Annotated in this window: 14 protein-coding genes and 1 tRNA gene; 8 read left to right on the top strand and 7 right to left on the bottom strand. The window is 73.0% G+C overall.

What is annotated here, in order from left to right; translation table 11 throughout:
• Positions 1-6 precede the first annotated feature (6 nt).
• From ACWDD9_RS10365 to ACWDD9_RS10345, 5 genes are all read left to right on the top strand, one after another.
• Positions 7-207, top strand: a complete 201-nt coding sequence (locus ACWDD9_RS10365; RefSeq protein ID WP_449811340.1) for a hypothetical protein — start codon at positions 7-9, stop codon at positions 205-207.
• Between the two features lie 172 nt (positions 208-379).
• Positions 380-1,315 (top strand): bifunctional DNA primase/polymerase, encoded by a 936-nt coding sequence (locus ACWDD9_RS10360; RefSeq protein ID WP_449811339.1) that lies wholly within the window; start codon positions 380-382, stop codon positions 1,313-1,315.
• 70 nt (positions 1,316-1,385) lie between these two features.
• A complete protein-coding gene (locus ACWDD9_RS10355) occupies positions 1,386-2,951 on the top strand; it encodes a YfjI family protein (protein WP_449811338.1) in 1,566 nt (521 codons plus the stop codon).
• Between the two features lie 378 nt (positions 2,952-3,329).
• Entirely contained in the window at positions 3,330-3,518 is a 189-nt protein-coding gene (locus ACWDD9_RS10350; RefSeq protein WP_449811337.1) for a helix-turn-helix domain-containing protein, read from the top strand.
• The gene (locus ACWDD9_RS10345; protein ID WP_449811336.1) at positions 3,518-4,672 is read left to right on the top strand and encodes a site-specific integrase; all 1,155 of its coding nucleotides are present in this window, start codon (positions 3,518-3,520) and stop codon (positions 4,670-4,672) included. Before ACWDD9_RS10350 ends, ACWDD9_RS10345 begins: the two co-directional genes overlap by 1 nt.
• A gap of 89 nt (positions 4,673-4,761) precedes the next feature.
• Here the strand turns inward: ACWDD9_RS10345 and ACWDD9_RS10340 are convergent.
• Positions 4,762-4,835: transfer RNA gene (locus ACWDD9_RS10340), tRNA-Thr, on the bottom strand.
• Positions 4,836-5,120: 285 nt separating this feature from the next.
• Between ACWDD9_RS10340 and ACWDD9_RS10335 the strand changes: the two genes are divergently transcribed.
• The 3 genes from ACWDD9_RS10335 (at position 5,121) to ACWDD9_RS10325 (ending at position 7,764) form a co-directional block, all read left to right on the top strand.
• Positions 5,121-6,212, top strand: a complete 1,092-nt coding sequence (locus ACWDD9_RS10335) for an ABC transporter ATP-binding protein (protein ID WP_049656383.1) — start codon at positions 5,121-5,123, stop codon at positions 6,210-6,212.
• A gap of 207 nt (positions 6,213-6,419) precedes the next feature.
• Positions 6,420-6,875, top strand: a complete 456-nt coding sequence (locus ACWDD9_RS10330) for a hypothetical protein (protein ID WP_416873655.1) — start codon at positions 6,420-6,422, stop codon at positions 6,873-6,875.
• 88 nt (positions 6,876-6,963) lie between these two features.
• Complete coding sequence (locus ACWDD9_RS10325; protein WP_107086556.1) at positions 6,964-7,764, top strand: nucleotidyltransferase family protein; 801 nt, start codon at positions 6,964-6,966, stop codon at positions 7,762-7,764.
• A gap of 91 nt (positions 7,765-7,855) precedes the next feature.
• On the opposite strand, the gene ACWDD9_RS10320 is transcribed toward ACWDD9_RS10325, so the two are convergent.
• The 6 genes from ACWDD9_RS10320 to ispD form a co-directional block, all read right to left on the bottom strand.
• Positions 7,856-9,520 carry a DoxX family membrane protein gene (locus tag ACWDD9_RS10320; RefSeq protein ID WP_375876596.1) on the bottom strand — a complete coding sequence of 555 codons (1,665 nt, stop codon included), beginning with the start codon at positions 9,518-9,520 and terminating at the stop codon, positions 7,856-7,858.
• Between the two features lie 168 nt (positions 9,521-9,688).
• Positions 9,689-10,681, bottom strand: a complete 993-nt coding sequence (gene rlmB / locus ACWDD9_RS10315) for a 23S rRNA (guanosine(2251)-2'-O)-methyltransferase RlmB (RefSeq protein ID WP_049657177.1) — start codon at positions 10,679-10,681, stop codon at positions 9,689-9,691.
• A 137-nt stretch (positions 10,682-10,818) separates the two neighbouring features.
• Positions 10,819-12,213: a cysteine--tRNA ligase gene (cysS, locus tag ACWDD9_RS10310; protein WP_117488415.1), complete on the bottom strand. Its 1,395-nt coding sequence runs from the start codon at positions 12,211-12,213 to the stop codon at positions 10,819-10,821.
• A gap of 95 nt (positions 12,214-12,308) precedes the next feature.
• A complete protein-coding gene (locus ACWDD9_RS10305; RefSeq protein WP_049657181.1) occupies positions 12,309-12,701 on the bottom strand; it encodes a PPOX class F420-dependent oxidoreductase in 393 nt (130 codons plus the stop codon).
• Positions 12,702-12,842: 141 nt separating this feature from the next.
• Complete coding sequence (gene ispF, locus ACWDD9_RS10300; protein WP_049657183.1) at positions 12,843-13,343, bottom strand: 2-C-methyl-D-erythritol 2,4-cyclodiphosphate synthase; 501 nt, start codon at positions 13,341-13,343, stop codon at positions 12,843-12,845.
• Entirely contained in the window at positions 13,333-14,088 is a 756-nt protein-coding gene (ispD, locus tag ACWDD9_RS10295) for a 2-C-methyl-D-erythritol 4-phosphate cytidylyltransferase (RefSeq protein ID WP_074001725.1), read from the bottom strand. Before ispD ends, ispF begins: the two co-directional genes overlap by 11 nt.
• Positions 14,089-14,277: the final 189 nt, after the last annotated feature.

The following is a 14,277-nucleotide window of genomic DNA, read 5'->3' as shown; positions in this document are numbered from 1 at the left end:
CCGGCTGTGTACGACTACGACCTCGACGACCTCGACTACTACGACGAGTACGACCCCGAGGACCCCGAGAACTGGGTGCCCGGCCAGTGCGACCACTGCTCCGGCGGCGACCCCATCGAGACCCCGATCGGGACCCTGTACTGCGCCTGCCAGATCGGGCAGGGCGCCGCCCCCGAGAACTGCGCCTGCCGCTCCGAAGACGACTAGGAGAGCGGGTTCGCCATGGCGCCCGCTCTCGACTGGCGCGAGGCCCGCCATTTTGACCGCACCGGTGACCGGCCGTGCCGCTGGTGCCGCCGCCCCACCCCCCTCCGCGACGAGCAGCGCAGGCCCTCGCACAAGGTCTGCGCCGAGCGCGCCGCCGAACTGGAAGGAACCGATGAACAGCAACCCGCAGATGGTGGCCGCGCTCGCGGCGGCCGAACGGGGACGGCGGGTGTTCCCGCTGGCCCCCGGCTCGAAGTACCCGGCGCTGCACAGCAAGGAGGACTGCCCCGGCACCGGGCCGTGTGAGGGCGGGCACCTCGGGTGGGAGCACCGGGCCACCACCGCCCCCGAGGTGATCCGCCGCGCGTGGCAGGTGGCCCCGTACAACATCGGCCTGGCCTGCGGGCCGTCCGGCGTAGTGGTGGTCGACCTGGACATGCCCAAGCACCACCGCGACACCCCGCCCGCCCGCTGGGCCGAGCAGGGCATCACGGACGGAAGGGACGTGTTCGCCGCCCTGTGCGAGCAGCACGGCCGGCCGTGGCCGCAGACGTACGAGGTCCGCACCGGCCGGGGCGGCGCCCACCTGTACTTCGCCGTCCCGGCGGGCGTGGTCCTGCGCAACACCTGCGGGGAGAAGGGCAACGGGCTCGGTTGGAAGGTCGACACCCGGGCCCACGGCGGCTACGTCGTCGCCCCCGGCAGCGTCGTCAACCACCGCCCCTACACCGTCGTCAACGACACTGACCCGCTTCCGCTCCCCAAATGGCTGCTCGGCCTGCTCACTCCCAAGCCCGCCCCGGCCGTCGTGGTGGACGTGAGCGCGGTGCGGGCCCGGATCGGGCGCCTCGGCCCGTACGTCGACACGGCCGTCGCGCGGGAGACGGCCAAGGTCCGGGAGACCCGCGAGGGCGGGCGCAATGACCGGCTGTTCGCCTCCTCCGCCGCCCTCGGCCGCCTCGTCGGCTCCGGCGCGCTGCCCGAGGCGGACGCCACCGACGCCCTCCTGAGCGCTGGCGTGGAGGCCGGTCTCGGGGAGGGGGAGTGCAGGCGCACGATCGCCAACGGCCTTGCCCGGGGCGCCGGTACGGTGGGGCGTGCCGCATGAGCAACCGTCACCCGTCCTGCGCCGAGGAGAAGCGCTTCTCCTCGGGGGATCGCCCGAGGCGGTGGGCCGAGTGACCGCCCCTGCCGCGCCGTCCGAGTCGCTGTTCACCGAGGGCTGGGAGGACACCGCCCCGCCCTCGGTTGACCCCGGCCCGCCCGGGTGGGAGGAGCCGATCCCCCTCGGCGAGGCCCGCGCCCTGCCCACGTTCCCCTCCGACGCCCTGCCCGAGTGGCTCGGCGCCATGGTCGACGCCGTGGCGGAGGAGACGCAGACCCCGACCGACCTCGCCGGGAGCCTGGCGCTGGCGGTGCTGGCCGCCGCCGGCGGCGGGCGGGCCGTGGTGGTCGTGCGCGGACGCTGGCGCGAGCCGGTGAACCTCTACGTCGTCGTCGCCCTGCCCCCGGCCAACCGCAAGAGCGCCGTCTTCGCAGCCATGACCCGCCCGCTCGTGAAGGTGGAACGGGCCCTGGTCGAGCAGAGTGCGAGCGCGATCGTGGAGGCCAACGCCACCGCCCGCCTCGCCAAGGCCGCCGCCGACAAGGCCGCCACCAAGGCCGCCACCGCGAGCGAGGACGAACGCGAGGAGCTGAACCGCCTCGCGATCGACCTGGCCCGCACCGCCGAGGACATCACCGTCCCGGCCGAACCGCAGCTCATCGCCGACGACGGCACCCCCGCCGCCATCACCACCCTCCTCGCCGAGCAGGGCGGGCGACTGGCCGTCATGTCCGCCGAGGGCGGCATCTTCGACACCATCGCCGGCCGCTACTCCGGCGGCACCGCCGACATGGAGGTCTTCCTCAAGGGCCACGCCGGAGACCTGCTCAAGGTCAACCGGCAGTCCCGCGACAAGCAGTACATCGACAACCCCGCCCTCACCATGGCCCTCGCCGTCCAGCCCACGGTTCTGGAGGACATTGGCCGCAACCGCCAGTTCGACGGCCGCGGACTGCTCGCCCGCTTCCTGTACTCCATGCCCGAATCCCTCGTCGGCCGGCGCAAGACCCTGCCCGACCTGATCCCCGACGAGGTCACGGACGAGTACGAGAAGCGCGTGGCCGCGCTCACCCTCGCGATGGCGGGCTGGACCGACCCGGCCGTCCTCACCACCACCCCCGAGGCCGGGGCCGCGCTCGTCGACTTCCAGGACCGCATCGAACCGCGCCTGGACCCGCGCGGCGGCTCGCTCGGCCACGTCAACGACTGGGGCGGCAAGCTTGTCGGCGCCACCGTGCGCATCGCCGGCCTGCTCCACCTCGCCGAGCACGGCGGCGACGCCTACAAGCACCCCATCACCGCCGACACCGTCGAGCACGCGATCCGCCTCGGCGAGTACTTCACCGTCCACGCCCTGAACGTCTTCGAGGCCATGGGCGCCGACAAGGCCCTCGCCGGCGCCCGCACCGTCCTCAAGCACCTGGCTGCCTACCCGGCCCCGTCGTTCTCCCGGCGCGACCTCATGGCCAAACTCTCCCGCGCCGAGTTCCCCACCGTCGCCGTCCTGGAGACCGCCCTCGGCCTCCTCGAAGAACACGGCTGGCTCCGCCACGAACCCGCGCCCCCGCGCGAACCCGGCACCCGGGGCCGCCCGCCCGCACCCCGGTACGCCACCCACCCGCAGCTCCACCCCAACTGATCCACCCCACAACCCCGCCCGCAGAATCCACAAAATCCACGAAACCCACCGACACCCACCCCGACCAGCACCAACGCCCACCGCGCCCGCCCGCCACAAAAGCCGCTCGGAATTCCACAAAAACCCAGGCGTCCCACCCTCGGGCCGCCGCCGGCACCCGCCCCGGCGGCGGCCCGAGGCGTGTCCGCCTATTTCTGCGGAATAAGTGCGGACTTCTGTGGAGAACCGCGCCCGAGCCCATCACCGCAGGTCAGACGCTACAGGGAGGGTTTTTGTGTATTCCGTGGTTTCCGTGGCACCCCGAACCCCGGCCCGCCCACCACAACGCGGGCCGCCTGCACCTCGTCACCCCGCCCCCTCCGTCAAGGAGTAGCCGCAGTGACCACGATCCCGCCGCTCGCCCTGGAAGTCCCCGAGGTCATGGAGGCCCTGCGGATGAGCCGCAGCAAGGTCTACGACCTCATTCGCACGAAGAAGCTCGACAGCTTCAAGGAAGGCAGCCTCCGCCGCATCCCCGTCACTGCCCTGCACGACTACCTGCGCGCCAAGAAAGAAGAGAACGCCTGATGGCAAAAAAGCGAAACCCCAACGGCGCTGGCACCGTGACCTTGCGCAAGGACGGCCGGTACCAGGCCGCTGTCTACGTGCCCCAGCCCGATGGCACCCGGGCCCGCAAGTTCGTCTACGGCAAGACCTGGACGGAGTGCGACGAGAAGCGCCAGGAACTCGTCCGGCGTGACCGGCAGGGCGTCCCGACGCCCACCCGGTCGGCCAAGCTCGCCGAGTGGCTGCCGTACTGGCTGGAGCACTTCATCGCGCCGCACCGCAAGCGGACGACCTACGACAAGTACGAGATGCACGTCCGGCTCCACCTGGCGCCGACGCTCGGCTCGAAGAGCCTGGAGAAGCTCGGCACCGCCGACGTCCGCCGACTCATCAGCACCGTGACCAGGAAGGTCTCGGTGGCGACCGCCAAGGAGTCGCACCTGGTGCTCCGCACGGCCCTTTCTGCCGCCATGCGGGACGAACTGATCACCCGCAACGTTGCCAAGCTCGTCCAAGCCCCCCGAGTGGAGTACCGAGTGACCAAGCCCTGGAGCCTCGACGACACGCTGGTCTTCCTGGAGGGGTCCCGGCGTGACCCGATGTACGCCGCGTTCGTCCTCGCCGTGGCGCTCGGCCTGCGCCGGGGGGAGATCCTCGGGTTGCACTGGTCCGACATCGACCTGGAGGAGCGCACGCTGACCGTCCGGCGCCAGCTCCAGCGCCGGGACGGCGAGCTGTACGAGGACACTCCGAAGTCGCGCCGCCAGCGGGTCATCCCGCTGCCGATGATGTGCATCGCTCCCCTTCGCTGGCAGCGGCTTCGGCAGACCGAGCAGCGCCGCCAGCGGCTGGAGGCGGGGAAGGACTGGCCGGAGTCCGGCTCCGTCTTCACTACGGCGACCGGCCAGCCGATCGAGCCGCGGAACCTCACCCGCTCGTTCACGCGGGTTGCAAAGGCCGAGGCTCTGCCGCCGATCCGGCTGCACGACACGCGGCACGGCTGCGCGACGCTCCTGTCCGCCGCCGGCGTAGCGCCCCGGGACCTGATGGCCATCCTCGGGCACAGCCAGATCGCCGTCACGATGGAGGTCTACACGCACGTGGTGCAGGAGAAGCAGCGGGAGGCGATGAGGCACATGGACCGCCTGCTGAGGCGTCGCCGCAAGACCGACTGATGTCATCCGGAGATGTCAGAACGCCCCGGACCGCAAGCGACACCGGGGCGTTCTGCATTCTTCGGCGCTCTGACCTGCGCCGGAAGCTGAGCCCCCTGTCGGGTTCGAACCGACGACCCCCGCTTTACAAGAGCGGTGCTCTGGCCAGCTGAGCTAAGGAGGCACGGTGGCCGTCCGCGATGGATCACGGCGGCACCGGGGGGCAGTCTACCGGGCCCGGGTGACGGGATGGGGGTATATCCGGGGGTTGGTGGGATGGGTGGGCGTGATGGAACCGATGCCGAAATCGGGTCGGGTGGGGGCTGACAAGCGGCGGACGCGCAGGTAGCGTCGCCGGGAGCCGGTTCGTGGCAGTGGTTCAGACCACTGGTGGGCCGGCGGAGCAGAACAGACCCCCCTTTACTCGGATCGTCCGGCACGTTCCTGCCGGTGAAGGAGACAAACAACCATGGCTTCTGTCACGTACGACAAGGCGACCCGCGTGTACCCCGGGGCGGACAAGCCCTCGGTGGACGCGCTGGACCTGGAGATCGCGGACGGCGAGTTCCTCGTGCTGGTCGGCCCCTCGGGCTGCGGCAAGTCGACCAGCCTGCGCATGCTGGCCGGTCTGGAGGACGTCAACGCCGGTGCGATCCGGATCGGCGACCGCGACGTCACCCACCTGCCGCCGAAGGACCGGGACATCGCCATGGTGTTCCAGAACTACGCGCTGTACCCGCACATGACCGTCGCCGACAACATGGGCTTCGCGCTCAAGATCGCCGGCGTGAACAAGGCGGAGATCCGCACCAAGGTCGAGGAGGCCGCGAAGATCCTCGACCTCACCACGCTGCTGGACCGCAAGCCGAAGGCGCTCTCCGGCGGCCAGCGCCAGCGCGTCGCGATGGGCCGCGCGATCGTCCGCCAGCCGCAGGTCTTCCTGATGGACGAGCCGCTGTCGAACCTGGACGCCAAGCTCCGCGTCTCGACCCGTACCCAGATCGCCGGCCTCCAGCGCCGCCTGGGCATCACCACGGTGTACGTCACCCACGACCAGACCGAGGCGCTCACCATGGGCGACCGGGTCGCGGTGCTCAAGGACGGTCTGCTCCAGCAGGTCGACACCCCGCGCAACATGTACGACAAGCCCGCGAACCTCTTCGTGGCCGGCTTCATCGGCTCGCCGGCCATGAACCTGGTCGAGGTGCCGCTGGTGGACGGCGGCGTGAAGTTCGGCGGCTCGGTCGTCAACATCTCCCGCGAGGACCTGGCCGGCGCCGGCACCGACAAGACGGTGACCGTCGGTGTCCGCCCGGAGCACTTCGAGATCGTCCCGGCGGGCGGCATCGAGGGCGTCGCGGTGACCGTGAACGTGGTCGAGGAGCTCGGCTCGGACGGCTTCGTCTACGGCACCACCCAGATCGGCGGCGAGGACCACGACCTGGTCGTCCGCGTGCCCGGCCGCCAGATCCCGGCCCGCGGCGAGACCGTCCACGTCGTGCCGATCGCCAACGAGACCCACGTCTTCTCCACCAGCTCCGGCCTGCGCCTGAGCAACTGACGCGACCCCGCGCGACGGCCGCGACCAGCGCGGCACCCGGAGCCCGTCGGACCCTCGTGGTCCGGCGGGCTCCGTCCGTACCCCGCCCCTTCGACCCCGTCCGGACGCCCCCGCGTCAACACGGCAAGGGGACAAACCCGGACACCGTGTCACTCGATGGGGTAACGGAGGGCGATCCGGCCCGTACCCACCGCTACTCTCCTGAGGGTGAAGCAGCTGTTGCGCCGTATCGGCCAGACCGTCGCCCTGACCCTGCCGGTCGTCCTGGTGACCACCGGCACCCTCGCCGTGACCAGGGTCCCGTGGGCCCCGCCGACCGGGCTCGACCAGCAGGTCGTGGCGGCGTCCAGCGGCGACGGCGCCGGGATCGGACGCTCCAACAACGCGGCCGGCGCCATGGCCAAGGCCTCGGACGGGCTCGCCCCGCAGGAGTCGCTGCGGGTGGTGCTGCTGGACGAGCTGCGGGCGAAGAACCCCTCCGCCGCGCTGGACCTGCTGGAGCGCTCGATGCGCGAGCAGCCCTCGCTGACGCCGTACTGCACCTCGCTGGCCACCGAGTTGGGCAAGGCCGCGGTGCGCAAGTACCAGGGCGACGTCCAGCGGGCCCGCACCTTCGCCCGCCCGGTCTGCGACGGCGCGTTCGCGGCTGGCGTCGTCGGCTGAGGCGGCCGGGAACGCAAGGGAAGGCAAGGGGGCCGAGGCAGGCCCCCGAGGCGGCGGACGCCCCCGTCCGCCGCCTTATTGTTCAGGCATGACCGCTGACTCCGGCCCCACCGCCGACCTCCCGTCCGCCCGGCCCCCGCAGCCCCACCCGCCGCGGCCGACCACGACGCCCGTCACCCAGGCCGTCATCCTGGCCGGCGGCCAGGGCTCCCGGCTGCGCCCCTACACGGACGACCGCCCGAAGCCGCTGGTCGAGATCCCCGGGACGGGCACGCCGATCCTCGGCCACCAGCTGGCCTGGCTGGCCGAGGAGGGCGTCACCGACGTCGTGGTCTCCTGCGGGCACCTCGCCGACGTGCTGGAGGAGTGGCTGGACAAGGCGGACCTGCCGCTGCGGGTGCGCACGGTGGTCGAGGCGGAGCCGCTCGGGCGCGGCGGCGGGCTCAAGTACGCGGCCAAGGCGCTGCCCCGCCCGGACGAGCCCTGGTACGCCACCAACGGCGACATCTGGACCCGGTTCAGCCTGCGCGAGATGGCCGCCTTCCACCACGAGCGGGACGCCGTCGCGACGCTCGCCCTGGCCCGGCCGCGGATCCCCTGGGGCGCGGTGGAGACCGACCAGTTCGGCAACGTGCTGGACTTCATCGAGGCGCCGCCCTCGCCCTTCCTGATCAACGCCGGCCTGTACGTGTTCAGCCCCGAGTTCGCCGAGCTGCTGCCGGACGTGGGCGACCACGAGCGCACCACCTTCCCCCAGCTCGCCCGCGGCAAGCGGCTGGCGGGCTACCAGCTGCCGCAGGGCGTGTACTGGCGGGCCATCGACACCGCCAAGGACCTCACCGAGGCGGCCAAGGAGCTCGCCTCCGGCGCCGGCCGGTCCCCCAGGTAACCAGCTGGCCGCGAGCCGTACGGCCGCCCGCGGACACGCGTCGGCCGGGTGCTCCCCGCGGAGCACCCGGCCGACCGCCGTCACGAGGGCCTCAGGTCGCGGTCGGCACCCCCGGGTGGGAGGTCCGGCCGCCGGAGAGGTCGGCCAGCGGCGCGCTGCCCAGCACTCCGCCGAGCAGCCCGCCGGAGCTCGGGCTGGACTTGGCCGCCGGCCCCGAGCCGCCGGTGCCCGGGGTGCCGCGCGAGGCGGGGGCGGTGCCGCCGGAGCCGCCGGACGGGGCGGGCGCGGCCGGGGAGGAGCCCGACCCGGCCTCCGGCTTGCCCGAGTGCGCCTTGCCGCTCGGCGTCGGGGTGGCCGGCTTGGTGGACGGCGTGGCGGCCGGGGTGGTCGCGCTCGGCGTCGGGGTGGCCGGGTGCGGGGCGGCGGGTTGGGGCGTGGTGGACGTGCCCTTGCCGCCGGGGGCGCCGGACGGGCTGCCGGACGGCCAGACCGGGGTGCCGTAGTCGGTGGCCGGACGGTCCGGCGCCTGGTGCGCCCGGGCGCCGGTACGGACGGCGGCGCCGAGCATCGAGCCGAGCAGCAGGGTCAGGCCGACGACGACCGTGGTGACCACGGTGCCGCGGCGCAGCACCCGGCGGCGCAGCGCCCCGGGCGCGTCCGCGCCGTACCGGCGCCAGGCCTCCAGGCTGAGCCGCCCGTCCAGCGAGGCGAACGGCGCCCCGGCGATCAGCAGCGGGCTCCACGCCGCGAGGAAGATCAGGTCCGGGGTGTCGTAGACCGGGACGGCCCGCCAGCTGACGGTGAACAGCAGCGCGGCGGAGAGCGCCATCGCGGCGCCGGCGGCGAGCCGCTGCCAGAGGCCGAGGACGGTCAGCACGCCGACCACGATCTGGGTGAACGACACCACCAGGCCGGCGCCCACCGGGTGCGCCATGGCGAAGGCCAGCAGCGGTTCGGCGACCTTCCAGGGGTGCAGCGAGGAGAGCCAGCGCATCATCGAGCCGCGCTCGCCGCCGTCGAAGTACACCGGGTCGCAGAGCTTGCTGAACCCGGCGTAGACGGAGAGCGAGCCGAGGACGGCGCGCAGCGGCAGCAGCACCAGGCCGAGGTCGACCCGGCGGCCCGGGTACCAGGGCTGCCTGCCCGCGGCGTCGACGGCGGAGACCTCGGGCAGTTCCCCGCTCGGGGTCCAGCCGTGCGGCTCGCCGACCGGGCCGACGCCCGCGTCGGTGGCGGTGCCGGCGCCCTCGCGGGGCTGGCGCGGGAGGGTGCGGGCGCCCGCGAGGGAGGGGAGCGCCTGGGTGTCCGCCTCGATCAGGCGGACACCGCCGACCGGGGTGCCGCCGGGGCGCACCGCCTCCAGCAGCCGGGTGGCCGCGAGGTCCCCGGGGGGCGCCTGGCCGGTCCAGGTGACGGCGGTGACCCGGCCCTTGCGGCGCGGTGCGCCGCCGGCCCCGGCCCCGGCCAGCGCCGGGACGGCGGAGGAGGGCACGACGACCTGCGGGGTGACCAGCGGACGGCGGATCAGGCCCTGGTTGGCGTACGGGTCGCCGAATGCGGCACCGGTGGACAGCAGTCCGGCCGGGGCATCGATCAGCGGCGCCACCGGGCCGCCGAGCCGGAGCCGGAAGCTCGCCTGGGTGCTGCTGAGCCGCGAAGGGTCCGACTCCACCTTGACGGTGTTGAGGCCGGGGCCCGCGTCTATCCCGGTGCTGCCGTCGCCGAACAGGGGGCGCCGAGGTGTTCTGGTGTCCACGCCCGTCTAACCGGGTGACGCCCGCTTAGGACACTCTCCCGGGTGGATGTCCGGCGCACACTTGAAGTGATCATGAAAAAAGCGATCGGGCCCGGTCGGGGCCCGATCGCCTTCACTCGGATTGCGGGGAATTCGGAAGATCTCCTGCGCGCCGCAACCCGGCCGTGCTCAGCGCTTGGCGCGCAGTCGCGCGGCCTCGTACAGCACGATGCCCGCCGCGACACCGGCGTTCAGCGACTCGGTCAGACCGGACATCGGGATCCGGACCCGCATGTCGCAGGTCTCCGAGACCAGCCGGGACAGGCCCTTGCCCTCGCTGCCCGCGACGATCACGACCGGACCGGTCAGCAGCTCCAGGTCGCCGATCTCGGCCTCGCCGTCGGCGGCCAGGCCGACCACCATCAGACCGGCCTTCTGGTAGGCCTCCAGGGTGCGGGTCATGTTGGTGGCCCGGGCGACGGGCAGCCGGGCCGCGGCGCCGGAGGAGGTCTTCCAGGCACCGGCGGTCATGCCGGCCGCGCGGCGCTCGGGGATGACCACGCCGTGCGCGCCGAAGGCGGCGGCCGAGCGGACCACGGCGCCCAGGTTGCGCGAGTCGGTCACGCCGTCCAGCGCGATGATCAGCGCGTCCTGGCCGGCGTCGGCGGCGTCGACCAGCAGGTCGTCGGGGTGCGCGTACTCGTACGGCGGCACCTGGAGCACCAGGCCCTGGTGGTTCATCCCGCCGGTCATCTGGTCCAGCTGGGGCCGCGGGGCCTCCATCAGCGGGATACCGCGGTCGTTGGCGGCCTGGAAGGCGTCGCGGACCCGGTCGTCGGTGTCGATGAACTGCTGGACGTACAGCGCGTTGGCCGGGACGTCGCCCTGCAGGGCCTCGACCACCGAGTTGCGGCCGAAGACCAGCTCGGCGCTGCCCGCACCGCCGCGGCCACCGCGGCCGCCGCCGCCGGCCCGGCGCATGCCGGCCCGGGCCTTGGCGTCCCGCTCGCGCTTGATCGCGGCGTTGGCGGCGCGCTGCTTCGGGTGGCCCTTGCGCTCCGCACCGGGCGGCGTCGGGCCCTTGCCCTGGAGCGCCTTCCGGCTGTGGCCGCCGGTACCGACAGACGCGCCCTTCTTCGATCCGGGGTTGCGACGGTTCCTGCGTGCACTGTTGCCGGCCATGGCTGTACTTCCTGTCTGTCCGGCATGCCCCGGCCGTCCCGGTCTGCCCGGTGGCGGCCGACGGCATGCGCTACGTCATGCGGGAGGGCCGCACCGGTCCGGTACGGCCCACCCATCACCCCGATCGTCGGATGGGGTTACTGGCTGTTGATCGTCCAGCGCGGGCCGGACGGGGTGTCCTCGATGGCCAGCCCGGCGAGGCCGAGCTGGTCGCGGATGGCGTCCGCGGTGGCGAAGTCCTTGCGCTCGCGCGCGGCCTGCCGCTGGTCCAGGACCAGACGGACCAACGAGTCGACCACTCCGTGGAGGTCCTCGCCGCGCTCCGTCCCGGCCCAGTGCGGGTCGAGCGGGTCGAGGCCCAGTACACCGAGCATCGCACGGACCTCGGCCAGTCGCGCCACCACGCTCTCCTTGTCGTCCGCGTTCAGGGCGCTGTTGCCCTGGCGGACGGCGGTGTGCACGACGGCCAGCGCCTGCGGCACGCCGAAGTCGTCGTCCATCGCCTCGGCGAAGGCCGGCGGCACCTCGGGCGCCGCGTCGACCGTGCCGCAGCGCTCGACGGCGCGCTGGATGAAGCCCTCGATCCGGCCGAAGCCAGCCTCGGCCTCGCGCAGCGACTCCTCGCTGTACTCGATCATCGAGCGGTAGTGCGGGCCCGCCAGGTAGTAGCGGAGCACGATCGGCCGCCACGCCCGGACCATCTCGGAGACCAGCACCGAGTTGCCCAGCGACTTGCTCATCTTCTCGCCGGCCATGGTGACCCAGGCGTTGTGCACCCAGAAGCCGGCGAAGTCGTCGCCGTAGGCCTTGGACTGGGCGATCTCGTTCTCGTGGTGCGGGAAGATCAGGTCCAGCCCGCCGCCGTGGATGTCGAAGGCCGCGCCCAGGTACTTGTGGGCCATCGCCGAGCACTCCAGGTGCCAGCCCGGACGGCCGCGGCCCCACGGGGTCTCCCAGCTCGGCTCGCCCGGCTTGGCGGCCTTCCACATCGCGAAGTCGCGCTGGTCCCGCTTGCCGGTCTCGCCCTCGCCCTCGGGCTGGCGCAGGTCGTCCAGCTTCTGGTTGGAGAGCGCCAGGTAGTCGGGGTACGACCGCACGTCGAAGTAGACGTTGCCGTCGGCCGCGTAGGCGTGGCCCTTCTCGATGAGGCCCTGCATCATCGCGATCATCTCGGGGATGTGCCCGGTGGCCCGCGGCTCGACCGTCGGCCGAAGGCAGCCGAGCGCGTCGTAGCCGTCGTTGAAGGCGCGCTCGTTCTCGTAGGCGATCTGCCACCACGGCGTGCCGAGCTCGCGCTCCTTGGCGATGATCTTGTCGTCGATGTCGGTGACGTTCCGGGCGAAGGTCACCTGGTAGCCGCGGTAGGCGAACCACCGCTGCATGAGGTCGAAGTTGAGGTACGACCGGATGTGCCCGATGTGTGGCGCCGACTGAACGGTAGCGCCGCACAGGTAGATCGAGACACAACCCGGTACAAGCGGGACGAAGTCGCGTACCTGGCGGGTGCTGGTGTCGTACAGACGAATGCTCACAGCGTCAAGCGTAGTGGGCACCGGGGGGTGCCCCGCCACATTCCCCGGGACAACGGGGGCGTGATCCCGGGGAAACGGCGGGACGCGGACGGGACTCAGATGTTGCCGAGCACCTTGTCCGGGGAGATCCGGACGACCACCCGGACCGCCTCCGGGCCGTCGAAGGTGTAGTCCTTGCCCAGGTACTTGCGGGACAGCTCGTCGATCAGCTCCCGGCCGCCCTCGGTGGTCAGCGTCGCCTCGCCGCGCGCCTCGAAGTACTCGTACGGGTTGTCCTTGTCGTTGATGACGAGGGACACCCGCGGGTCCCTGACCAGGTTGAGGTGCTTCCGGCGGCCCTCGACGGTGGAGAACAGGATGTCGTCGCCGTCCCGCTTGACCCAGACCACGGAGGCCTGCGGGCCCCCGTCGGGCTGGATGGTGGAGACCACGGCGAAGCTCGTGCTGTCGAGCAGTTCCTTGACCTTGTCCGCAAGTTCGACACCCATCGGAAACCCCTTCACGTCGGCGTTCGGCCCGAGCGGAAGCCCCGTCCGGGCCCGAGCCGAACACTAGCGACTCGGGCCCCGGGAACACCCGGTGAACACCCGTCAGGTCCGGGTTGTTCCCGACCGCTCACCGCGACCGGCTCAACGCCGTTCGTACACCAGGGCGGTGGCGATCGCGGCCAGGCCCTCGGCCCGGCCGGTCAGCCCCAGCCCGTCGGTGGTGGTGCCGGAGACGGACACCGGGGCGCCGACCGCCTCGGAGAGCGCGGCCTGCGCCTCGGCCCGCCGCTTGCCGATCTTCGGCCGCACGCCGATCACCTGGACCGCCACGTTGCCGATCTCGAAGCCCGCCTCGCGGACCAGCCGGGCCGCCTCGCCGAGCAGCTTCGCCCCGGACGCGCCGGCCCACTCCGGGCGGTCGGTGCCGAAGTGGGCGCCCAGGTCGCCGATCCCGGCGGCCGAGAACAGCGCGTCGCAGGCGGCGTGCGCGGCGACGTCGGCGTCCGAGTGCCCGGAGAGGCCGACCTCGGCGTCCGGCCAGTCCAGCCCGGCCACCCGGAGCGGGCGGCCGGCCTCGAAGGCGTGCACGTCGGTGCCGATCCCCACGCGGGGGATCACGGGGGTCTGCGGGTCAGTAGGCATCGGCGGCCCTCCTGCGGGCGAGTACGGCCTCGGCGAGCACGAGGTCCAGTGGACGGGTGACCTTGAACGCCTCCTCGTGGCCGGGCACCACGACGACCCGGCCGCCGTAGCGCTCCACCAGGCCGGCGTCGTCGGTGACCGGGGGCGCGTCGGCGGTGCCCGCACTCTCCTCGGCCAGCGCCTTGGCGTGCACCTCGACCAGGGTGGCGCGGTCGAAGCCCTGCGGGGTCTGCACCGCGCGCAGGGTGGCGCGCTCGGGCGTGTCGAGCACCGGCTCGGGGCCGCCCGGGTTCGGCTCGACCCGCTTCACCGTGTCGGCCAGCGGCACCGCGGGCACCACCGCCCGCGCCCCGGCCCGGACGGCGGCCGCGACGGCGTCCACCACCTCGACCGGGACCAGCGGGCGCGCCGCGTCGTGCACCAGCACGATCCCGACCTCGTCCGGGATCGCGGCCAGGCCCAGCCGGACCGACTCCTGGCGGGTCGCCCCGCCGGCCACCACCCGGATGTCCTTGTCGTCCAGCCCGTGGCTGTCCAGCAGGGCGACCACCTCGGCCACCCCGTCGGCGGGCGCGGCGACCACGACCAGGCCGACCGCCCGGCTGCGGGCCAGGGCCCGGACGGCGTGCACCAGGAGCGGCACGCCCCCCAGTTCCCGCAGGGCCTTCGGGGCCCCGGGCCCCAGCCGCTCACCCCGTCCGGCGGCGGGCACCACTGCTGCTGCGACTGCTCCTGACGCGTTCAGGTTTCACTCCTTCGGCGAAGTGGGTATGGCCATGGCGTGCCCGGCGGGCGCACCGGGCCCCTTCCGAAGAACCACGGTCCACCGTCCGCCGCACAGCTCCGCAAGTTCCGCGCAACGGTTCCGCGCAAGAACGGGTGCGGAAACGGTCTTGCAGGCCTGGGCCGGCTCGGGCGGGTGGCGTGGTCCGGA

The sequence above is a fragment of the Kitasatospora sp. NPDC001119 genome (genome assembly GCF_053598475.1).
Note: the sequence above shows the minus strand (reverse complement) of the source record. Positions and strands in the feature narration are given on the sequence as shown.